The organism is Rhizobium sp. SRDI943, assembly GCF_057653695.1.
Map to the genome: position 1 here is coordinate 3,524,847 of NZ_CM172787.1, position 21,652 is coordinate 3,546,498.

19 protein-coding genes and 1 riboswitch are annotated in these 21,652 nt (G+C 62.1%); of the genes, 12 read left to right on the top strand and 7 right to left on the bottom strand.

Features of this window, described 5'->3' with window-relative positions; all coding sequences use genetic code 11:
- Positions 1-228: 228 nt before the first annotated feature.
- Together AC245Y_RS17955 and AC245Y_RS17960 are read right to left on the bottom strand one after the other, a co-directional pair.
- The gene (locus tag AC245Y_RS17955) at positions 229-1,563 is read right to left on the bottom strand and encodes a sigma-54-dependent transcriptional regulator (RefSeq protein ID WP_012758818.1); all 1,335 of its coding nucleotides are present in this window, start codon (positions 1,561-1,563) and stop codon (positions 229-231) included.
- Positions 1,560-3,362, bottom strand: a complete 1,803-nt coding sequence (locus AC245Y_RS17960; protein ID WP_017995059.1) for an ATP-binding protein — start codon at positions 3,360-3,362, stop codon at positions 1,560-1,562. The genes AC245Y_RS17955 and AC245Y_RS17960 overlap by 4 nt, the downstream gene beginning before the upstream one ends.
- 185 nt (positions 3,363-3,547) lie before the next feature.
- Here AC245Y_RS17960 and AC245Y_RS17965 point away from each other — a divergent pair, with 185 nt between their 5' ends.
- The gene (locus tag AC245Y_RS17965) at positions 3,548-4,210 is read left to right on the top strand and encodes a sulfite oxidase-like oxidoreductase (RefSeq protein WP_012758820.1); all 663 of its coding nucleotides are present in this window, start codon (positions 3,548-3,550) and stop codon (positions 4,208-4,210) included.
- Here AC245Y_RS17965 and AC245Y_RS17970 read toward each other — a convergent pair.
- Genes AC245Y_RS17970 through AC245Y_RS17980 form a run of 3 tightly spaced genes read right to left on the bottom strand, consistent with a single transcriptional unit; the run spans position 4,195 to position 5,860 of the window.
- Positions 4,195-4,827, bottom strand: coding sequence for a hypothetical protein (locus AC245Y_RS17970; protein ID WP_017995060.1), 633 nt, complete (start codon positions 4,825-4,827; stop codon positions 4,195-4,197). The genes AC245Y_RS17965 and AC245Y_RS17970 overlap by 16 nt on opposite strands.
- 50 nt (positions 4,828-4,877) lie before the next feature.
- On the bottom strand, positions 4,878-5,624 hold the full coding sequence (locus AC245Y_RS17975) for a CbtA family protein (protein WP_017995061.1): 747 nt from the start codon (positions 5,622-5,624) through the stop codon (positions 4,878-4,880).
- Positions 5,625-5,650: 26 nt separating this feature from the next.
- Positions 5,651-5,860, bottom strand: coding sequence for a CbtB domain-containing protein (locus tag AC245Y_RS17980; RefSeq protein WP_003542661.1), 210 nt, complete (start codon positions 5,858-5,860; stop codon positions 5,651-5,653).
- A gap of 13 nt (positions 5,861-5,873) precedes the next feature.
- A riboswitch (adenosylcobalamin (AdoCbl) riboswitch) is annotated at positions 5,874-6,016 on the bottom strand.
- A 77-nt stretch (positions 6,017-6,093) separates the two neighbouring features.
- On the opposite strand from AC245Y_RS17980, the gene AC245Y_RS17985 reads away from it, so the two are divergent.
- Positions 6,094-6,648, top strand: a complete 555-nt coding sequence (locus tag AC245Y_RS17985) for a histidine phosphatase family protein (protein ID WP_017995062.1) — start codon at positions 6,094-6,096, stop codon at positions 6,646-6,648.
- Positions 6,649-7,105: 457 nt separating this feature from the next.
- Positions 7,106-8,677: a putative bifunctional diguanylate cyclase/phosphodiesterase gene (locus tag AC245Y_RS17990; protein WP_017995063.1), complete on the top strand. Its 1,572-nt coding sequence runs from the start codon at positions 7,106-7,108 to the stop codon at positions 8,675-8,677.
- Between the two features lie 70 nt (positions 8,678-8,747).
- Here AC245Y_RS17990 and AC245Y_RS17995 read toward each other — a convergent pair whose 3' ends face one another.
- Complete coding sequence (locus AC245Y_RS17995) at positions 8,748-10,349, bottom strand: inorganic phosphate transporter (RefSeq protein WP_017995064.1); 1,602 nt, start codon at positions 10,347-10,349, stop codon at positions 8,748-8,750.
- Positions 10,350-10,641: 292 nt separating this feature from the next.
- On the opposite strand from AC245Y_RS17995, the gene AC245Y_RS18000 reads away from it, so the two are divergent.
- The 3 genes from AC245Y_RS18000 to AC245Y_RS18010 all read left to right on the top strand — a co-directional run bounded on the left by AC245Y_RS18000 (position 10,642) and on the right by AC245Y_RS18010 (position 14,634).
- Entirely contained in the window at positions 10,642-11,820 is a 1,179-nt protein-coding gene (locus tag AC245Y_RS18000) for an acetate/propionate family kinase (protein WP_017995065.1), read from the top strand.
- 71 nt (positions 11,821-11,891) lie between these two features.
- Positions 11,892-14,276, top strand: coding sequence for a phosphoketolase family protein (locus tag AC245Y_RS18005; protein ID WP_017995066.1), 2,385 nt, complete (start codon positions 11,892-11,894; stop codon positions 14,274-14,276).
- A gap of 79 nt (positions 14,277-14,355) precedes the next feature.
- Positions 14,356-14,634, top strand: coding sequence for a hypothetical protein (locus AC245Y_RS18010; protein ID WP_017995067.1), 279 nt, complete (start codon positions 14,356-14,358; stop codon positions 14,632-14,634).
- 31 nt (positions 14,635-14,665) lie between these two features.
- Here the strand turns inward: AC245Y_RS18010 and AC245Y_RS18015 are convergent, their stop codons facing one another.
- Positions 14,666-15,556: a helix-turn-helix domain-containing protein gene (locus AC245Y_RS18015; RefSeq protein ID WP_017995068.1), complete on the bottom strand. Its 891-nt coding sequence runs from the start codon at positions 15,554-15,556 to the stop codon at positions 14,666-14,668.
- A 127-nt stretch (positions 15,557-15,683) separates the two neighbouring features.
- Between AC245Y_RS18015 and pobA the strand changes: the two genes are divergently transcribed.
- From pobA to AC245Y_RS18045, 6 genes are all read left to right on the top strand, one after another.
- Positions 15,684-16,856: a 4-hydroxybenzoate 3-monooxygenase gene (pobA, locus tag AC245Y_RS18020; protein WP_017995069.1), complete on the top strand. Its 1,173-nt coding sequence runs from the start codon at positions 15,684-15,686 to the stop codon at positions 16,854-16,856.
- 156 nt (positions 16,857-17,012) lie between these two features.
- Entirely contained in the window at positions 17,013-18,185 is a 1,173-nt protein-coding gene (locus AC245Y_RS18025) for an ABC transporter substrate-binding protein (protein WP_017995070.1), read from the top strand.
- Between the two features lie 75 nt (positions 18,186-18,260).
- Positions 18,261-19,124: a branched-chain amino acid ABC transporter permease gene (locus tag AC245Y_RS18030; RefSeq protein WP_012758833.1), complete on the top strand. Its 864-nt coding sequence runs from the start codon at positions 18,261-18,263 to the stop codon at positions 19,122-19,124.
- Between the two features lies 1 nt (position 19,125).
- Positions 19,126-20,127 carry a branched-chain amino acid ABC transporter permease gene (locus tag AC245Y_RS18035; protein ID WP_017995072.1) on the top strand — a complete coding sequence of 334 codons (1,002 nt, stop codon included), beginning with the start codon at positions 19,126-19,128 and terminating at the stop codon, positions 20,125-20,127.
- Positions 20,127-20,891 carry an ABC transporter ATP-binding protein gene (locus AC245Y_RS18040; protein ID WP_017995073.1) on the top strand — a complete coding sequence of 255 codons (765 nt, stop codon included), beginning with the start codon at positions 20,127-20,129 and terminating at the stop codon, positions 20,889-20,891. The genes AC245Y_RS18035 and AC245Y_RS18040 overlap by 1 nt, the downstream gene beginning before the upstream one ends.
- A complete protein-coding gene (locus AC245Y_RS18045) occupies positions 20,872-21,588 on the top strand; it encodes an ABC transporter ATP-binding protein (RefSeq protein WP_017995074.1) in 717 nt (238 codons plus the stop codon). Before AC245Y_RS18040 ends, AC245Y_RS18045 begins: the two co-directional genes overlap by 20 nt.
- The last annotated feature ends 64 nt before the right edge of the window (positions 21,589-21,652 follow it).

Below are 21,652 nucleotides of genomic sequence, written 5' to 3' on the forward strand. Positions count from 1 at the left end.
GTTTCCTCCCTGATGAAATAAGCAAGCCCGCCGACACATCCTCCGCGCCGGTTCGGATCACCTATTTGCCGCCGGGAAAAATCGACCCGCAATCATTGCAGCCGCTTTCGAAAGACGATTTTGCCAGAGTGCGATGCAGCATGGGTCGATTCGGAAACAAACGGCTCTGGCGGTGGGTGGAAATCCACCCATCGCACCGCGAGATTGCAGCGCCGCCCCAGCTCCGAGCTAGCCTTCGGTGGTCAGCATCCGCTTGTCGAGACCGTATTTCTGCATCTTTTCGTAGAGTGTCTTCCGGGAAATGCCGAGCGACTCATAGACCGGTCTGAGGCTGCCGCCATGCGCCACCAGCGCGCTGGCAATGACCCCTCGTTCGAATTCGGCGACACGCTCAGCAAGCCCGGTCGCTTCCTCGGCTTGGCGCCCGCCATTGTCGAGCCCGAGGACCAGACGATCGGCGGCATTCCTCAATTCACGCACATTGCCGGGCCAGTCGCGCTGAGCGATGTCGGAAGTCACGTCCGGCGGAACGACCATCTCGTCGCGGCCGTAGCGAGCAGCCGCTTCCCGCACCAGCTGCAGGAAAAGCAGCGGAACATCCGCCCGCCGCTGCGACAGAGACGGCACGTGCAGCGTCGCGACGTTCAGCCGATAGAAGAGGTCGGCGCGGAAACGCCCGGCCGCCACCTCCGCTTCCAGATCGACCTTGCTTGTCGCGATGAAGCGCACGTCGAGCGCCACGACCTCGTTCGATCCGAGCCTGGAGATGACCCGCTCCTGCAGCACCCGCAGGAACTTCGCCTGCAGGTCGAAGGGCATGGAGCCGATCTCGTCGAGCAGGATCGTGCCGCCGCGCCCGTGTTCGAACTTTCCATAACGCGGCCTTACCGCACCCGGAAATGCCCCCACCTCATGGCCGAAGAGCTCGCTCTCGATCAGGTTCGCCGGCAGTGCGGCACAATTGATCGCGATGAACGGCCGGCTCGCCCGGGCGCTGATGTCGTGGAGCGCCCGCGCCACCACCTCCTTGCCGGCCCCGGTCTCGCCGACGATCAGCGTATCGGCATCGCTCGCCCCGATCGCCCGGATGCGGTAGCGCAGATCCACCATCACCTGCGTGCGCCCCGGCAGCCGCGCCTCGATATCGTCGCGCTTGCCGGCGACCGCCTTCAGCAGCCGGTTTTCGAGCACCAGGCCGCGCCGCTCCATCGCCCGGCGGATGACGCCGGCAAGCATCTCCGGCGTGAACGGCTTCTCGATGAAATCATAGGCGCCTTCGCGCATCGCCTTCACCGCAAGCTGAACGTCGCCGTGGCCGGTGACGAGAATGACCGGTACCTCCGGGTCGAGCTCGCGGATCTTCTGCATCAGTGTCATGCCGTCGATGCCGGGCATGCGAATATCGCTGACAACGACGCCGGGAAAGCTGTAGCCGATCAGCTCCAGCACGTGGTCGCCGTTCGAATAGGTCTCGACGCTGAAGCCGGAGAGCTCCAGCGCCTGCGCCGTCGAGCGGCGCAGTTCCTCCTCGTCGTCGACCAGCAGGATCTTTGCATCGTTCATTCCGCTGCCTCCGGCATCAGCCCTGCCGCCGATTGCAGCTCGATGCGGAACACCGCGCCTCCTTCGGGATGATTGGCAGCAGTCAGGCTGCCGCCGAAATCCTTGATGATGTTGTAGGAAATCGAAAGCCCGAGGCCGAGCCCCTTGCCGACGCCCTTCGTCGTGAAGAACGGATCGAAGATACGCTCGGCGATCGCCGCCGGCACGCCCGGTCCATGGTCCCGCACCGTCAGCACCACCTTTCCGGCCTCCTCGAAGGCCGAAACCTCGATGCGCCGATCATCCAGCCCTTCCACCGCATCGGCCGCATTCGAGATCACGTTCACCAGCACCTGCTGCAGACGCACCGAACCGGCGCGCACCACCGGCGGACGCGGGCCGAGAGCGAGCAGCAGTTCGGCATCCGCCGCCTTCAACCGCCAGGCGACGATCTCCAGCGTATCGCGCATCGCCTCGTCGAGGGAAACGAGGCCGAGCTTCTCGTTCGGCTTGCGGGCGAAGTTGCGCAGGTGCCGGCTGATCGCAGCCATACGGTCGATCAGCCCGCCGATACGCCGGATATTGTCCCGCGCCTCCTCCGTCCGACCACGGTCGATGAGAACGGAGGCGCTGTCCGTGTAGGTCTTGGCGGCGGCGAGCGGCTGGTTGAATTCGTGCGAAAGCGCAGCCGACATCTGCCCCAGCCCGGCAAGCTTGCCCGCCTGGATCAGATCGGCCTGCGTCTGTCGAAGCTGCTGCTCGGTCAGCCGCCGCTCGGCAATCTCCTCTTCGATGCGGCTGTTGACGCGGGCAAGATCGGCCGTGCGCTCCTCGACGCGCCGCTCCAGCTCGTTGCGGGCCTCGGCCTGCATCTGCATGCGCTCGGCAAGCCGCGCCCGCCGCTGGCGAAGGACGGCCACCGTAAGCCCGGCAATGCAGAGGATGAGAAACACGGCAGCAAGCGCCGTGCGCGCCTGGGCGCGGATGGAACTCGTCTCCATCAGCACGTTCACCGTCCAGTCCTCGGCCGGCATGTAATGCGAGAGCACCAGATATTCGCTCGAACCGCGCTCGCTGGCCAGCGTCATCAGCTCATGCTGCTCGAAGTGGTGACGCGTCACCGGCAGCGCCGCCAGCCTGGCATTGGCATAGCGTCGCGACGCCTCGGTGCGGGCGACGCGGTCGGCCGTCAGCGGCAGGATCGCGCCATAGAGCCATTCCGGGCTGCCGGACATGAAGATGATGCCCTCCGGATCGGAGACGAAGATCTTGTATTCGCCGCCGCCCCAGGAGGACTCGATCATATCGATATCGACCTTGAAGACGATGACGCCACGAATATCCGCGCCGGTCCGGATCGGTGCGGCAAAATAATAGCCGCGCTTCAGCGAGGTGGTCCCGAGCGCGTAAAACCGTGCCTGCCGGCCTTCGATTGCATCCTGGAAATAGGGCCGGTAGCTGAAGTTCTGTCCGACGAAGCTTGCAGGCCCATCGTAATTGCTGGCCGCGATCGTCTCTCCGTCTGGCTTGACCACATAGATATCGGAGGATTTCAGCAGCCCGTTGATCTCCTTGAGATAGAGATTGGCCGCATCGCGCAGCGCCGCATCTTCAGGCGCGCTCACCAGTTCCTTGATGTCGTCGTGATCGGCGATCAGCGCTGGCAGCGCCTCGTAGCGGTTGAGATGGCCGCTGAGTGCCGAAACGGCAAGGCGCAACGCCGTTCCCGCCTGCGCCGAGGCTTCCTCCATATAGGCGCGCGTCGCAATCGCGCTCCCATAGGTGAAGAAGGCGAAGATGATCAGCGGCACGACCAGCAACGCCGTTATCGCACGATATTTCGAAGACAGAACCGGCTCCTCCCCTTTCTGCCTCCACTCCCCAGCGAGGCATACCCGACGGACCGAGTTTAGAGGGGTGGGTAGGGATTTCCAAGGGGCCGCCGAAACTTGACACCCGGCAGGGGTGGATGTCCTATTGCTGCACCGCAAGGAGGCCCCCGCCCATGAGCGACGACCAGACGCCCGCCGATAACAAACTCACCACATCCAAGCGCCGCTGGGCGGCAGAGGGCAAGTTCCTGACCGGCCGTATCAGCCGTCCCGAAGCCGAGCGCCTGCCGCCCGGCCAGCACCTCGTCAAGAACTGGCCGGTGCTCGATCTCGGCCAGCAGCCTGTCATCTCGACCGAGACCTGGCGGCTCGAGGTGCGCGGCCTCGTCGAAACGACGCGCACCCTCACCTGGGCCGACTTCCAGGCGATCGAACAGAGCACGGGGGTGAGCGATATCCACTGCGTCACCACCTGGTCGCGCTACGACAACAAATGGAAGGGCGTTTCGACGCGCAATCTGCTCGACCTCGCCATGCCGAAGCCTGAAGCCGCTTACGTCATGCTGACGAGTTATGACGGCTATACCACCAACCTGCCGCTCTCCGATTTCGCTGCCGAGGATGCGATCCTCGCCACCGCCTGGGAAGGCCTGCCGCTGACACCGGAGCACGGCGGCCCGATGCGCCTCGTCGTGCCGCATCTCTATTTCTGGAAAAGCGCCAAATGGCTGCGCCGCATCGAGCTGATGCCTGCCGACCAGGCCGGCTTCTGGGAAAAGAACGGCTACCACATCTACGGCGATCCGTGGCGCGAGCAGCGCTATTCCGACGACTGAGCTTTCGGTCGCGAGAAGCGACGAAGCGCAAACACGCCAAGTCCGAACAACGCGGCAAGCCCCGTCAGCGACGCCATGCTGGCGGCATGGAATGGGATCTCGCTCCAGCGCGGCTTGACGATATCGGCAGTGTTGAAGGCTTCGTCGCTGAACCGGCAGCTGATCAGCGCAAGCCCGCGCCGCGCCATGTCGGCGTCGACCGCGGAAATGATTTCACCCGCCGCGGCAGCCTCCCGCGGCATCTCGCGCATCGAAAGCAAGACCGCCTTGGTCGCGGCGAGATAGGCATGAGCGCATTCGTTGAACGGGCTTTCCTCATCCGTCACGCTGCCCGGCATCCGGCCCCACAGACAGTAGGAATACTGGATCTCTGCATAGTTCAGCACGCGGCGGAACGGCTGGTTCGTATCGACAGCACGGGATGCAAGATCGACAATCCCACTGCGATAGTCAGACATGACAGCCATCTCGCCGTGGGAAATTTGCGGGATATCCAGGCCCGCATGGCTGCCGCCGTCGCTGCGGCTATGGGCAAAAGCGCTTCCAGCGACCACACAAAAAAACGCGACGGCAGAGAACGCCGTCAACAGCAGTGGTCTGGCTCTGTCGTTTTTCATACTCGCCCGAAAAGTTCAGGGCGCCGGCAAAGCGGCGCCCTTCGATGCGTTCAGTGCAATGCCGTGGCCGGCCGGCCGCGTTGCCCGCCCTTAACGGCAAGCCGCTTTTCCGCCAGCGCCCCGAAGGCGAGGCCGAGCGTTGCCCAGAGGATCACATGCATTCCGAGCGAAGTGGTGCGGAAACGCCAGAGCACCATCGCCGAGAAGTTCTCCGGCACCTCGTTGATCGGCGGCAGCAGAGAGAGCACGAGGCCGATGAAGACGAGATAGGCAACGCCGGCGATAGTCGCGCCGTTCCAGGGACCGAAGCGCCCGGAGAGACGACGTGACAGCGCCACCGCGGCAATGAGCGCGGCAAGCGAAACGACGATCATCAGGAAGAACAGTTCGGTCCTGACGCCGATCGTGTCGGGATTGCCGACCGCCGGCGGAGTGGCGGGATATTTGATGCTGGGAACAAGCACGACCGCCACGAAGGCGGCGATGGCGATGACGGCCGAGGTACCGCGCGGCGAAAGGCTGCTGAAGCGGCCTTGCACGAAAGCGAAAGCGAGCGCGAAGAGCCCACCGACGGCGACGCTGTAGGCCATGACGCCGGTGAAAAGGCCAAGACCGGCCTGTGTGGCGCGGCTGACGATTTCGGGTTCGGCAGCCTCGCCGGCTGCTTGGGCACTTGCCTCCTCGAAAGCGATCGCCGCATCGACCAGCGGCTCGCCGAAAATATGGGCGAAAGCGAAAACGAGGATGCCGGCAATCAGGCCCGCGAGCATGCCGCGAAGCAGAAGGTTTCCAACCATGTCAGGAACTCCGATCGCGAAGCGCTTTAGTGGCAGGGAAAGCCGAGGAGATGGCGGCCGTCATGCACGAATTCGTGCACATACATGCCGTTGAACAGCGCCATCGCGCCTTCCTCGGTGCCGACGAAATAGAGGACGATGAGCATCAGCAGGCCGCCGAAGATCGCCCAGGGCAGGATCTCTCCTACAGGGATCGGCGCCGGTACTGCTACGGGCGCGAAAGTGGTGTCAGACATGTATTCCTCCGGGAATGACGCGTTCAGTCGAAAGAGTGCTCGTGCAGTAGGGTCTGACTTCCAGCGCGAAGAGCTTTCGACACGCTGGTCACAGTGGCGCGACCGCGCCGGACTTACACCGGCTTCCAAACCCGCAACAGCACGGTTATATCTGCACGCCGAAGAGACTGTCAACGAAACTTCACAAGCCGGCGAAGGACGCTGTCGCCGCATTCCGGGAGGCAAGAACGGCTGTGAACACGCGCCTCACCTGGATCTGCCATGGCGCGACGGCGGCAAGCCGCAAGGCCCTGTTCCCGCTCGACGAACCGCTGGAGGACAAGGCAGTGGAGGAGGCCGGCAGGATGATCGCTCTGCCCCGCGCCGACCTTATTGTCACGAGCCCCGCCTTGCGCGCCCGTCAGACTGCCGATGCGCTCCGCCTCGAAGCCCAAATAGATCAGGCGCTTTGCGACTGCGACCATGGCCGCTGGGCCGGCAGGTCGATCGCGGCCATCGGGACCGAAGAGCCGGAGAACCTCGTGGGGTGGATGAGCGATCCGGAAGCGGCCCCGCATGGCGGCGAGAGCCTTGTTGATCTGCGCACGCGCATCGCCGGCTGGATGGATGAGCAATCGAGCCTCGGCGGCCATGTGATCGCCGTTAGCCACGCGGCCGTCATCCGGGCAGCGATCGTGCATGTACTGCAGGCGCCGCTCTCCTCCTTCTGGCTGAGCGACGTCGAGCCGCTTTCCGTCATCCGCATGACCAGCAACGGACAGCGCTGGTCTCTGCGCTTCCAGCATTAGAGACTGCTGATCTTATCCAGCTTTGCACAAGCAAATCGCGTCATCTATGTTGAACCCGGCTTTGCGGGGACTACTTCCTTGTCCCAAGGAGATGGAAGAATGACATATGATTGGAGTGGCGAGCGCACGCGACGCCTGCGTTTTATGCGTGTCGCCACAGTCACGGTTCTGGTCGGTCTCATCTTCAGCGTTCCGCTGCTGATCGTCACCGCCTGAAGCACGAGAAAGGGCGAGCGATGCATTAGCACGCTCGCCTTCGTTCTTTTCCCGCATCAGCCGGTCTCCCGAACCACGAAGGCGATCGCGCTGATAACGACGCCCTAGTTCCCCACAGGCCCCGTCGGGTCTCTCTGCGGCACAGCAACAGGCTGCCGCCTCTGATAATTCGCCTTCTGGTTTCAACAAACATTTCAGACTTTCGTGATATTTCCGCGAAGGTGGAGATGGAGAAGGCATAATGCCGGTGTTTTTCCAAAGCAGGGCCGGACGGCAATGCGTGTCGATCGTGGTGTCTGGAGTGACCCTCTGGCTTCTCGGCACGCTGCTACAGCTCGACGACAGCCTGGTCGCCTTCATGACCGGCTTCGGCGAGTACGGCGCCGACAAGCTCGTTCTGGCGCTCGGCATCGCCGGCGCCATGAGCTTCGTCTATTCGGTGCTGCGCATCGCCGACCTGCGTAAGGAAATGGAACTGCGCGCGGCCGCCCAGGCAAAAGCCGATTGGACCGCAACCCACGACCATCTCACCAAGCTGCCGAACCGCTACGCCTTCGAGCGCAAGAGCCTCTCCCGGCCGATCAAGGACGACGAGGCCGAGATCGAGGAGTGGGACCGCAACGTCACCATCTTCTCCGTTGACCTCGACGGCTTCAAGAAGGTCAATGACCTCGTCGGCCACAAGGGCGGCGACATCCTGTTGATCGAGGTTGCCAGACGCATCTGCGCGCTCGGCAATGCCGATTGCGTCTATCGCTTCGGCGGCGACGAATTCATCATCGTCGCCTTCGCCCTGACGGCGCAGCGCGAGGAGCGTTTTGCCAAGCTGCTGATCCAGGCCGTCACCCGGCCGATCCATATCGATGGCTTTGCCGTCGAAGTCGGCGCCAGCGTCGGCTATGACCGCTGGGCCGAGGGAGCCGAGCCGCTGGAAGATGCCGCCCACCGTGCCGACCTCGCCATGTACGAGGCGAAATCACGCGGACCCAACCACTATTTCGTCTTCGAACCTTCGATGCAGGACAAGGTAACGGAACGCGCCGCGCTGGAAACCAGGCTGCGCGCCGCGATCTCCAACAAGGCGATCAAGCCCTTCTATCAGCCGCTGATCGACCTCAAGACCGGCCAGCTCTGCGGCTTCGAGGCGCTGGCGCGCTGGATCGGCGACGACGGCGTCAACATCCCGCCGCCGGTCTTCATCGATATCGCCGAGGAAACCGGCATGATCACGGCATTATTCGAGGATCTCCTCACCCAGGCCTGCAGCGACGCACTCGCCTGGCCGGATCATGTGACGTTGTCCTTCAACGTCTCGCCGGTGCAGATGGAAGACAGATTGCTGACATCGCGTATTCTCAAGGTCCTTTCGGCAAGCCGGCTGCCGCCGCAGCGCCTGGAAGTGGAGATCACCGAAAACGCGCTGATCCAGGATCCCGCCATCGCCGCCCTCATTCTCGACGAGCTGCACGCCGCCGGCATCCAGATCGCACTCGACGATTTCGGCACGGGCTATTCGAGCCTCGCCCAGCTTTCCCGCTATCGTTTCGACAAGATCAAGATCGACAAAAGTTTCATCGCCACCTATCGCGACGACGAGCGGCAGGAAAAGATCGTCCGCGCCATGCTCGGCCTCGGCAGGAGCCTCAACATCAAGACGACGGCGGAAGGCATCGAGGAGCACGGCCAGCTCGCCTTCCTGCTGCAGCTTGGCTGCGACATCGGCCAGGGCTATCTTTTCGGCAAGGCGATGCCCGCCGCCGAGGCGGGCATCTTCATCAGCGATCGCAATACCAAATTGGCCTCGACGGGCTGACGGAACGCTCTACCTTTTGTTTTGACGCAATTCCCGGCAAAACCGCTTCGCGCTTTGCCGGGAATTTGCTTTAAAAAACCTGGCGCATGATCACGAACAGCACGAAGGCGATCGCGATCGAGGCCGGCAGCGTCAGCACCCAGGCCATCACCATGTTGCGCACGGTCGACCATTGCAGGCCGGAACCGTTGGCCGCCATAGTGCCGGCAACGCCTGATGACAGCACATGGGTGGTCGAGACCGGCAGGCCGAGATGGTCGGCCGAGGCGATAGTGACCATCGCCACGACTTCGGCTGCCGCGCCCTGACCATAGGTCAGATGCGTCTTGCCGATCTTTTCGCCAACGGTGACGACGATGCGCTTCCAGCCCACCATCGTACCGAGGCCGAGCGCGATCGCGACCGCCACTTTCACCCAGAGCGGGATGAACTTCGTCGCGTTGTCGACCGCCTTGTGGTAGCTCGTCACCGCGCTGAGGTCGCCGGCATCCATCGGCAGCAGCTTCTGCTTGTCGATCAACTTCAGCGCTTCGCCAATCAGATAGATGTCGTTGCGGACGTTGCCGACGAGATTGGTCGGCACCGCTTCGAGCGTCGGGAAGCCGGCGACTTCAGCACTTGTCTGGTGGATATATTGCTGCAGGGCCGGCGTCGTCGCATCCGTCCAGGTCTTGTTCTTGACGGCGTTGCCGACTTCGGCCTTGTAGTCCGCAACCGTAACGCCCGGCTTCACATATTTGCCGAGTGCGGTTTCCACATGGGCTGATGCTGACTTGTAGGCTTCGAGATAGTTGACATCCGGCGTGCGGTTCAGCGCGAAAGCCGTCGGCACCAGGCCGATCAGGATCAGCATGATGAGGCCCATGCCCTTCTGCCCGTCGTTGGAGCCGTGGGCGAAGCTGACGCCGGTGCAGGTGAAGATCAGGATCGCACGGATCCAGGGCGGCGGCGGCTGGTTGCCCTTCGGCTCTGCGTAGAGCGCCTTGTTGCGCACCAGAAGCTTCATGACCAGCAGGAGGACAGCGGAAAGACCGAAGCCGATGAGCGGCGAGATCAAAAGCGACAGGCCGATATTGGTCGCTTGCGACCAGTCGACACCGCTGGTCGCTGTGCCTGCCGGCGCCAGGAACTGGTTGGCAAGGCCGACGCCGATGATCGAGCCGACCAGCGTATGCGAACTCGACGACGGCAGGCCGAGATACCAGGTGCCGAGATTCCAGACGATCGCGGCAATCAGCAGCGCGAAGACCATGGCAAGGCCGGAGCCGGAACCGACCTGCAGGATCAATTCCACCGGCAGCAGCGCCAGAATACCAAAGGCGACGGCGCCGCTCGAGGTCAGCACGCCGAGGAAGTTGAAGAAGCCGGACCAGATAACGGCGAATTCCGCCGGCATGGAACGGGTGTAGATCACGGTTGCGACGGCATTGGCCGTATCATGGAAACCGTTGACGAACTCGAAGCCGAGCGCGATGAGCAGTGCAAGGCCTAGGAGAATCCAGGGAACGGCGACTGCGGTTGTCAGGTCGCGGCCGAGTGCATAAGCGACATATCCAAGGCCGCAGACCAGAACGAGCGCGAACAGCGGCAAGAACCACTTGTTGGCCGAATTCGAACTGTGGAGCGGGTGGGAAGCGTCGCTATGAACCTGGCTGGGGGCAATATCGGCCATGGCATAGTTCCTTATTCCGTTTTGCAAATTTGCCTTTTGTTAATAAATCCGCCGCGTGAAGCTCTCATGACGCCCCGACTGAACCGCCCGTAAGCCACTGATGCTGGGCGATATTGACGGTGATGCGCCTGGTACCGTCGCCTCCATAATAGATGCCGCGTTGCGATCCCAAGCGGCTGACGATGGTTGTCTACGCAATGACAAAAGCGCGCCCCGAGCGAATAAATCCTTCCCGCCTGGACATCCGACGCTAACTTCGGTCATCTCACACCCGCGCGGAGTCTTGGAAGACATGTCATCGACCGACCTGCTGCTGACCTTCAACACCGGCTCCTCGAGCGTTAAGATCGGCATCTTCGCGATAGACGGCGCCAAGGCGCGGCGCATCGGCAAGGGCGTGATCGATTTCCGCGCCGAACCGCTGTCGCTCGGCCTGACGAAAGCATCGCAGATAGTCGAGATGCCGTTGAAGGCCGCGGTGACCGAAGATCTGCACGGCGTCATCGATGAGACCTTCGCGCTTCTCGCCGATCATTTCGACATGACCGCCGCGCGCGCCGCCGGCCACCGCGTCGTCCATGGCGGCGACCGGTTTACCAAAGCGATCGCGCTCGACGCCGCCGCAATCGATGCCATCGATGCGCTGACCCCGCTTGCGCCCTTGCACCAGCCGCAGGCGCTGCGTTTCATCCGCGCCCTCAAGCATCTGAAACCGCATCTTGCCCATATCGCCTCCTTCGATACCGCCTTCCATGCCACGCAGGACGATCTCGTTCGCCGCTTCGCCATTCCCCGCGCGCTGCATGACGAGGGCATCAAGCGCTACGGCTTCCACGGCCTCTCCTACAAATTCATCGCCGGCGAGCTTCGCCGCAAGGCGCCGCACCCGGCAAAGGTGGTCGTCGCCCATCTCGGCAGCGGCGCCAGCCTCTGCGCATTGGATAACGGCGTCAGCCGCGATTGCAGCATGGGCTTTTCGACGCTGGATGGCATCCCGATGGCGACGCGTCCGGGCTGGCTCGATCCCGGCGTCATCCTGCATCTGGCCGGTCAGAGGAAGCAGTCCTTCGAGGAGATCGAAGATCTGCTCTATCATCGCAGCGGCCTGCTCGGCGTCTCCGGCATCACTGCCGATACGCGCGAGCTGTTGAAGGACAGCCGGCCGGAGGCGCGCCAGGCGATCGAGCTATTCACGCTGCGCATTGCCGGCGAAATCGGCCGCATGGCGGCAACGCTTGGTGGCCTTGACGCCATCGTCTTCACCGCCGGCATCGGCGAGCATCAACCGGAGATCCGCGCAGGTGTGACCAAGCGGCTGTCCTGGCTTGGCCTTGCAACCGACGAAAAGGCCAATGCTGCCAATGATTTCACCATCAGCACGCGGGAAAGCCGCATCGCCGCCCATGTCATCGCCACCGATGAGGAACAGACCATCGCCGAGGAGGCGCTGTCCGTTCTTCGCAGTGACTGATCCAGATCAACAGCATTCCGGCATCCGCCGGTAGAATTGACGTTGAAGACGTTCTCGAACGGGAGAAACCCATGGAAAAGCATGTCTCGACCGCTGCCCTTACCGATGCCGAACTCACCCTGATCGACCGCTATTGGCGCGCCGCCAATTATCTCTCCATCGGCCAAATCTATCTGCTGACCAATCCGCTGTTGCGCGAGCCGCTGAAACCAGAGCACATCAAGCCCCGCCTGCTCGGCCATTGGGGCACGACACCCGGCCTCAACTTTATCTATGCACATCTGAACCGTCTCATCCGCGCCCGCGATCTCGACATCATCTATATGTGCGGCCCCGGCCATGGCGGGCCGGGCATGGTCGCCAACACCTATCTCGAAGGCATCTACAGCGAGATCTATCCCGATATTTCCGAGGATGCCGAAGGCATGCGCAAGCTCTTCCGGCAATTCTCCTTCCCCGGCGGCATTCCGAGCCACGCGGCACCCGAAACACCGGGCTCGATCCACGAGGGTGGCGAACTCGGCTACGCCCTCGTCCATGCCTATGGCGCCGCCTTCGACAATCCCGACCTGATCGTTGCCTGCGTCGTTGGTGACGGCGAAGCCGAAACCGGGCCTTTGGCTGCGAGCTGGCATTCCAACAAGTTTCTGAACCCTGCCCGCGATGGCGCCGTTCTGCCGATCCTGCATCTGAACGGCTACAAGATCGCCAACCCCACCATTCTTGGCCGCGCCAGCCACGAGGATTTGCAGAGCCTCTTTGAAGGCTATGGCTATGAGCCCTTCTTCGTCGAGGGTCACGAGCCGCGCGACATGCACCAGCAGATGGCTGCAACCTTCGACAGGGTCTTCGACCGCATTCGCGAAATCCAGAAGGAAGCCCGCAATGGTAGGGCGCCCGATATCTGCCCGCGCTGGCCGATGATCGTGCTGCGCAGCCCGAAGGGCTGGACAGGACCGAAGGAAGTCGACGGCAAGAAGGTCGAAGGCTTCTGGCGCGCCCACCAGGTGCCGGTCTCCAACTGCCGCGAGAATGAAGGGCATCGCAAGATCCTCGAGGACTGGATGAGCAGCTATGATCCGAAAGACCTGTTCGGCAGCGACGGCCGGCTGAAACCCGAGCTGCGGGCGCTAGCCCCTGTCGGCAAACGCCGCATGGGCGCCAATCCGCACGCCAACGGCGGCTTGCTGCGCCGGGAGCTCGACGTTCCCGATATCCGCGACTATGCGGTCGATATCGGCAAGCACGGCAGCGCCATGGTGCAGTCGACGGAAATCCTCGGCCATTACCTGCGCGACACGATGAAGCGCAACACGAAGGCTGCCAATTTCCGTATCTTCGGCCCCGACGAGACAGAATCGAACCGTCTCGGCAGCGTCTTCGAAGTCACCGACCGTGTCTGGATGGAGGGTATCGAACCCTACGACGTCCACTTGTCTCGGGATGGACGTGTCATGGAGGTGCTGAGCGAACATCTCTGCCAGGGCTGGCTGGAAGGCTACCTGCTGACTGGCCGGCACGGCCTGTTCTCCTGCTACGAGGCCTTCATCCACATCATCGATTCCATGTTCAACCAGCACGCCAAATGGCTGAAGGTGACGCGGGAACTCGCGTGGAGAAAGCCGATCTCGTCGCTGAATTACCTGCTGACCTCTCACGTCTGGCGTCAGGACCACAACGGCTTCAGCCATCAGGACCCCGGTTTCGTCGACCTCGTCGCCAACAAGAAGGCCGATATCGTCCGCATCTACCTGCCGCCGGATGCCAACACCCTGCTCTGGGTCGGCGACCATTGCCTGCGCACCTATGACCGCATCAATGTCATCGTCGCCGGCAAGCAGCCGGAGCCGCAATGGCTATCGATGGACGAGGCGGTGAAACATTGCGAGGCCGGCATCGGCATCTGGCACTGGGCGAGCAACGAGGACGACACCATCCTGCCTGATCTCGTCATGGCCTGCGCCGGCGACGTGCCGACCATGGAGACGCTTGCTGCCGTCGACCTGCTGCGTAAGGCCATTCCGGAACTGAAGATCCGCACCGTCAACGTCGTCGATCTCCTCGCACTGCAATCCAGGGATCAGCATCCGCACGGCCTGACCGACGAGGCATTCGATGCGATCTTCACCGCCGACAAGCCAGTCATTTTCGCCTATCACGGCTATCCCTATCTCATCCACCGCCTGACTTATAAACGCACCAACCACCGCAACTTCCACGTCCGCGGCTTCATCGAGGAAGGCACGACGACCACACCCTTCGACATGACCGTCCTCAACGAACTCGACCGCTTCCACCTCGCCATCGAAGCGATCGAGCGTGTGCCGGGCCTGAAGGAAAGAGCAGGAGAAGCGCTCGCCGCCTTCCGCGGCAAGCTCGCGGAGCATCACGACTATGTCCGTGAATATGGCGAGGACATGCCGGAGGTCCGAAACTGGACGTGGCCGACGGCGTGAAGCGAAAACCAAACGGAATCGCACGGAACTGGTCGGCGGAGATCATCCGGCGGAAACAATCGTCAAGCAAAGTCTAAAGTTGGTGAAAACCATCGGCGCACTGTTCCTGGAAGACCGCATCGTAGGCTATGTGTCTCGAGCAAGCTTCAAGGCCGTCGACCGAGGAAACGACATGAAAAGTTTCGCTGCCACGCTTACCGCCGCCCGGCTGGAAAAGGCGCTCGCCTTCTACATGACGCCCGAAGCCCAGCGCGATGGCTCAGACGATGCCGTCAAGTCAGCTGAGCAACGAGCCGCATACGAGACCCGCGCCGGCGAACGCGCCCGCAACACGGAAGAGGGTGCCGAAGCCTGGTAAGAAGTTGCACCGAGCAACCCTTGCGGGTGGCCTATACACCTTCAAGCCGAACCTTTTCCTTCATGCGCCAGACCCGCGGCGTTTCTCCGGTGTATTTAACGAAGAAGCGCGAGAAATAGGCGGGGTCGGCAAAGCCGAGCCGAAATCCGATCTCCTGAACGCTGCCCAGCGTAAAAACCAGCTGGCGTTTCGCCTCTTCGACAAGTTTGCCGGCGATCAGTTCATGGGGAGTGTTGCCGGTCATCGACCGGACGATGCGGGTGAGATGTGTCGGCGAAACCCCAAGCTCCCTGGCGTAGAAAGACGCGGGCTTGTGGGATCGAAAATGTTGCTGAATGAGCTCGCTCAGCATGTCCATCCGCCGCTCGTTCTCGTTGGGCGGAAGCTCGCGCGTATTTCCCTCATGGGAAATCCTCGCCGTCAGCCGCAGCGCCAGGGCGACATAGGCGGCCAACGCCTCGTTGCGGCCGCTGCGGCGGTTTTCGAATTCATCGCCCAGCCGCTTCAACGTCTGCATGACATAGACTGCCTCGGCATTATCGGGATCGAGCGGCGTCAGATGCGGCGCCGCCAGCCATTCGCCGAGCTGGCTTCGATCACCGAGCGGATGGCTGAGATGGGATCTCAACAGGGTGATCACCAGGCCGTCGATATCGCGTGAAAAACGAAAACCATGATTGAGCCCGGGCGGCACGGTGATGATCACCGGCGGAAGGATGGCATGGCTCTTTTCGCCGAAGATCGCATCGCCCGAACCGCTTTCGATGTACAATATCTGAAAGAAACTCTCGTGACGATGCGGGCTAATCTCCCATTGATGCAAACTGCTGCGGGAGCGAATAGTTTCGCAATGCACCCAAAAATCCGGCTCTCGCCCGGTCTTTTCGCCGTAGAGTTCATAGGTAGGGATATGTTTGCTCATGGGGCTCCGTGAGAATTCTCCCGATCCAATGTTCGATTAGTGCAATTTTTAGGTTGGAATGTCCATTGCTGCGGCAAGCGCGGCAAGGCAGAATCTGGCAAAACGCAAAAATGCAGGGAGGAAGCATTTGCGAACTCAGGTCGCCATCATCGGTTCGGGACCATCCGGCCTGCTGCTCGGCCAGCTTCTGACCGAAGCCGGCGTCGACAATGTCATTCTCGATCGTGTGAACAAGGATTACATCCTCAGCCGGGTTCGCGCCGGCGTTCTGGAGGAAGGCACCGTCGGGCTGCTGGATCAGGCCAAATCAGGCGCGAGGCTGCATTCCGAAGGCCTGCCGCATGACGGCTTCTCACTGACCTTCGACGGACGCGACCATCGCATCGACCTTCACGAATTGACCGGCGGCAGGCGTGTCACCGTCTACGGACAGACCGAAGTGACGCGCGATCTCATGGAGCGGCGCGAAGAAAGTGGCTCCCCGTCGATCTACGATGCCGTCGATGTCGCGCCGCATGACTTCGACGGCCATTCTCCTTTCGTCACCTATGTGAAAGACGGCGTTGCCAAGCGCATCGATTGTGACTTCATCGCCGGCTGCGACGGGTTTCACGGCGCCAGCCGCAAGGCCGTTCCGGAGCGGGCGATCAGGAGTTTCGAGAAGGTCTATCCCTTCGGCTGGCTGGGGGTCCTTGCCGACGTGGCGCCTGTCAGCCATGAGCTGATCTACGCCAACCATCCAAGGGGCTTTGCGCTTTGTTCGATGCGCTCGGCCACCCGCAGCCGCTACTACATCCAATGTGCGCTCGACGAGAAGATCGGGGACTGGAGCGACGACCGTTTCTGGGACGAGTTGAGACGGCGGCTGCCGACGCATCATGCCGAAGCATTGGCGACCGCGCCGTCCTTCGAGAAATCGATTGCGCCGCTGCGCTCCTTCGTCGCCGAACCGATGCGTTTCGGCCGGCTTTTCCTGGTCGGCGACGCCGCCCATATCGTCCCGCCGACCGGCGCCAAGGGATTGAACCTCGCCGCCAGCGACGTCCATTATCTTTTCTCCGGGCTGATCGAGCATTACCGTGAAGGCTCGAATAGTGGCATCGACGCTTACTCGCAGAAGGCGCTCGCCCGTGTATGGAAAGCCGTGCGGTTTTCCTGGTGGATGACGACGATGATGCATCGTTTTCCGGATACCGGTGATTTCGACCAGAAGATCCAGGAGGCGGAACTCGACTATCTCACCCATTCCCGCGCCGCCTCGACAGCGCTCGCGGAGAATTATGTGGGATTGCCATTCTGAGACGAGGATAGTTCCGCATCCCACACTCATAATCGTTTGGCCATGGATTACGGCATTTATTTCATTTTACATCACCATTTCGCATGACAAGCTAACGCTCAATTTTGAGCGGCTAGCGAATACGGCGCGGGAGTGCGCCAAAAAGGGAGAGAGAGAATGAAGAAGCTATTTCTGGCCGCCGTTGCGGCCGTCGTGCTCAGCGGCACGGCCTATGCAGACACCATCAAGGTCGGCGTCATCGGCCCGTTCTCCGGTCCGTTCGCGCTGCAGGGCAAGAACTTCAAGGCCGGCATCGACGCCTATATGGCGGTCAACGGCAACACGGTCGGCAGCGATACGGTCGAGATCGTCTATCGCGACGTGCCGCAGGCCGACCCCGCCCAATCCAAGGCGCTGGCGCAGGAACTGATCGTCAAGGAAAAGGTCCAGTATCTTGCCGGCTTCTACTTCACGCCCGATGCCATGGCGGTCACGCCGATCCTGACACAGGGCAATGTGCCGATGGTCATCATGAACGCCGCCACCTCGGCGATCGTCACCAAGAGCCCGCTCGTCGTCCGCACCTCGTTTACCACCTGGCAAACTTCGACGCCGATTGCCAAGGTCGCCTTCGACGCCGGCGTCAAGAAGGTGATTTCCGTCGTCAGCGATTACGGCCCCGGCATCGACGCCGAGAACGCTTTCAAGGCCGGCTTCGAAAAGGCCGGCGGCCAGGTGGTCGAGGCGATCCGCATGCCGCTTGCGACCAACGACTTCAGCCCGATCATGCAGCGCATCAAGGATTCCGGAGCGGAGGGCGTGTTCGCCTTCCTGCCCTCCGGTCCGACGACGCTCGGCTTCGTCAAGGCTTACAACGACAATGGCCTGAAGGCTGCCGGCATCAAGTTCTTCGCGCCGGGTGACCTGACGCAGGAATCCGATCTGCCGGCGCTCGGCGATGCCGCACTCGGCATCCAGACGACCTTCCACTATGCCGTGTCGCACGATTCTCCCGAGAACAAGGCTTTCGTCGAGGCGGCGACCAAAGCGATCGGCAACAAGGCCGAACTTTCCTTCCCCTCAGTCAGCGCCTATGACGGCATGTATGTCATCTACAAGATGATCGAGGCGACGGGCGGCAAACAGGATGCTGAGAAGGCCGTCGATGCGGTCAAGGGCCTTGCCTGGACGAGCCCGCGCGGCCCGGTTTCGATCGATCCGGAAAGCCGTCACATCACGCAGAACATCTATCTGCGCGAAGTGACGAAAGCCGATGACGGGACCTACATCAACAAGGAGATCCAGACTTTCGAGAAGCAGGGCGATCCGGGCCTGGCGGCCGTCAAGTAACATCGAGTGTCAAGACAGGTGACAGGCTTGGCCTGCGATCAGGCCGAGCCCGTCGCTTGGAAGCAAGGTATTTCCATGCAGACAGTCTTCAGCATAGCCGTCGACGCTCTTGCCTATGGCATGGTGCTGTTCGTGATCTCGATTGGCCTTTCGGTGACCATGGGGCTGATGCGTGTCGTCAACCTCGCCCATGGCGCTTTCGCGATGATCGGCGGCTATATCGCCTCCTATGTCGCCCGCGACCTTGGCCTTGGTTATGCCGCGGCGGTCATCGCCGCCGTTGTCATCACCATCATCGTCGCCATTCCGATCGAGCGTTTTCTCTACCGCCGGATCTATGGCGCGCCGGAACTGACCCAGGTGCTGATGACCATCGGCATCACCTTCTGCGTCATCGGCATCGCCAATTATGTCATGGGGCCGACGCTGAAGACCATACCGCTTGCCGGTGCACTGCAGGGGTCAGCCGATCTCGGCTTCCGCACCATTCCCGTTCACCGGCTTTTCGTCATCCTCTGCGGCTTGGTCGTGGCGCTCGCCCTCTGGTTTGCGATCGACAGGACCAGCTTCGGCGTCAAGCTGCGCGCCTCCGTCGATGATGCGGCAATGGCTGCGGCACTCGGTGTGCGCACCGAGATCATCTATGCGGTGAGCTTTGCCGTTGCCGTCGGGCTTGCCGCCTTCGGTGGCGTGGTCGGCGCCGAACTCCTGCCCGTCGAACCCTATTACGCGCTGCGCTACATGGTGACCTTCCTGGTCGTCGTCTCCGTCGGCGGCGCGGGCTCCATTCCAGGTGCACTGATCGCCTGTCTGCTGCTGGGCGCGATCGATACCACAGGACGGTATCTGATGCCTGAATTCGGCGAATTCTTCTTCTATCTCGCCGTGATCGCAATCATCTGCGTCTTCCCGCGCGGCCTTGCCGGAAGGGCGAAATAAGATGGCGCTTGTCATGAACAACGAAAACGAAGGTCTCCAGCATCGGCGCGGGTTTATCGGCCGCGATCTTATCGGAATAGCGGTCATCTTAGCCGTTGCCGCGATCGGCTATTTCGCCTTCCCCGATAATCTCGCACTTTTGACCCGGATGATCACGATCGCGCTGCTCGTCCTGTCTCTCGATCTCGTGACCGGTTATTGCGGCGTCGCAACGCTCGGCCATGCAGCACTTTTCGGCTCCGGCGCCTATGCCGCCGGGATCCTGTCGGCGCATTACGGCATCAATGACCCGCTGCTGATGATGCTGGCCGGCATTGCCGGTGGCGCGGTTGCCGGGTTGCTCTGCGGCGCCATCATCCTGCGTGCGCATGGACTGCCGCAGCTGGTGCTGTCGATTGCGCTGATCAACCTCTTCCATGAATTCGCCAACAAGGCCTCGTCATGGACAGGCGGCAGCGACGGACTTTCCGGCATCGCGCCGGACCCGGTCTTCGGTCTCTTCGAATTCGATCTCTACGGTCACACCGCCTTCTTCTTCGGAATGGCGCTGCTGCTGATCGTCTTCGTGCTGCTGAGGGTCCTGGTTCGCTCGCCCTTCGGCATGCTCTGCCGCGCCATCAAGCAGGACCCGCTGCGCATCCGCGCCATGGGCGCCTCGCCGAAGGCAGCTCTCATCAGGATGTACGCGATCTCCGGCGCCGTTGCCGGTGTCGGCGGCGCCTTGAACGCGATTTCGACACAGGTCGTCGGCCTCGACAGCCTGTCTTTCACGCAGTCGGCCGAAGCGCTGGTCATGCTAGTGCTCGGCGGCACCGGTTCTCTCTTCGGAGCACTTTCCGGCACTCTCATCTTCATGCTCTTCGAGGACTATGTCTCCGCCGCCAATCCCTTCCATTGGCTGACCATGGTCGGCGCGCTGCTGATCGCCGTCGTGCTCTTTGCGCCGAAAGGTCTCTATGGCACGGCCGCAGCCTTCGTTGGCCGCCGCAGGGAGCAGCGCTGATGAGCCCGGTCTTCGAAGTCGCCAATCTCAAGAAAGCCTTCGGCGGCCTGGCCGTCACCAATAATGTCTCGCTCACGATGTCGCCTGGCGATCGCATCGCGCTGATCGGCCCGAACGGCGCCGGCAAGACCACCTTCGTCAACCTCGTGACCGGCAATCTATCGCCCGATTCCGGCGAGGTTCGTCTCGGCGGCGAGGTGGTGACGAAGGTCGATGCGATCGGCAGGGTCAGACGCGGCCTTGTCCGCTCCTTTCAGGTGACGCGGCTCTTCCAGGACATGACGCCGGCCGAACATGTGGGACTTGCCGTCCTTCAGCGCGATGGAAAGACCGGGCACATGTTCGGCAATTTCCTGCGCATGCCCGATGTCATGGCCGAGGTCGATGATCTCCTTGGAAAACTCGGACTGGCTTTCCTGATGCATCGCAAGGTCAGCGAAATCGCCTATGGCCAGCAGCGACTTCTCGAGATCGCCGTGGCGCTGGCGCTGAAGCCGAAAGTGCTGTTGCTCGACGAGCCGGCAGCCGGCGTGCCGCAGAGCGATACCGGCCGCATCGAGCAGGCGCTCGCCGATCTGCCCGCCGATCTCGCTGTGCTGATGATCGAACACGACATGGATCTCGTCTTCCGTTTTGCCAAACGCGTCATCGTGCTTGCATCAGGCACGATCATCTTCGATGGCCTGCCGGAAGACGTCAACAAGGATGCGCGCGTGCGCGAGGCCTATCTCGGGAGCTATGCCAATGCCAGCCCTGTCGCTTGAGGTCGAGAATCTGTCGGCCGGATATGGGCCGACGAGAGTGCTCGAAGGCATTTCCTTCTTCGTGCCGGCAGGCGCCCGGCTTGCCGTGCTCGGCCGCAATGGCATGGGCAAGACCACGCTGCTCGCGACGCTTGCCGGGCAGACCAGGCGATACGAGGGCAGCATCCGCCTCGGCGATTCGGATGTCACGACGGCACCGAGCGCTGCACGCGCGCACAAGGGCCTCGGATATGTGCCGCAGGCACGCTGCGTCTTCCCGACGCTGACGGTCGAAGAAAATCTCTTCGTCGGCTTGAAGGCGCGACCGAAGACGGCGCTGGAGGAAGCCTATTCGATGTTCCCGCGCCTGAAGGAGCGCCGCCGCAACCTCAGCAGCCAGCTTTCCGGCGGCGAGCAGCAGATGCTCTCCACGGCTCGCACCATTCTCGGTCGCCCCTCTGTCCTGCTGCTCGACGAACCGCTGGAGGGCCTGGCACCCGTTATCTGCGAGGAACTGATGGCGGCCTTCACCGACCTCGCCAAGACGGGAGACATGACCATCCTGCTGGTCGAGCAGCGCATCCAGAGCGCGCTCGATTTCGCCGATCAGGTCGTCATTCTCGAACGCGGCAGACTGGCCTGGACCGGAACGCCGGAAAATCTCACCAGGGATCACGAGGCTGTCGAAAGCCTGCTCGGGGTCGGCGGCCTGCATTGATGGGATGATCGGCAGAAGCTCAGGCTCTGCTGATCGGTCCCATTCCGTCTTCAAGGTTGCTCTT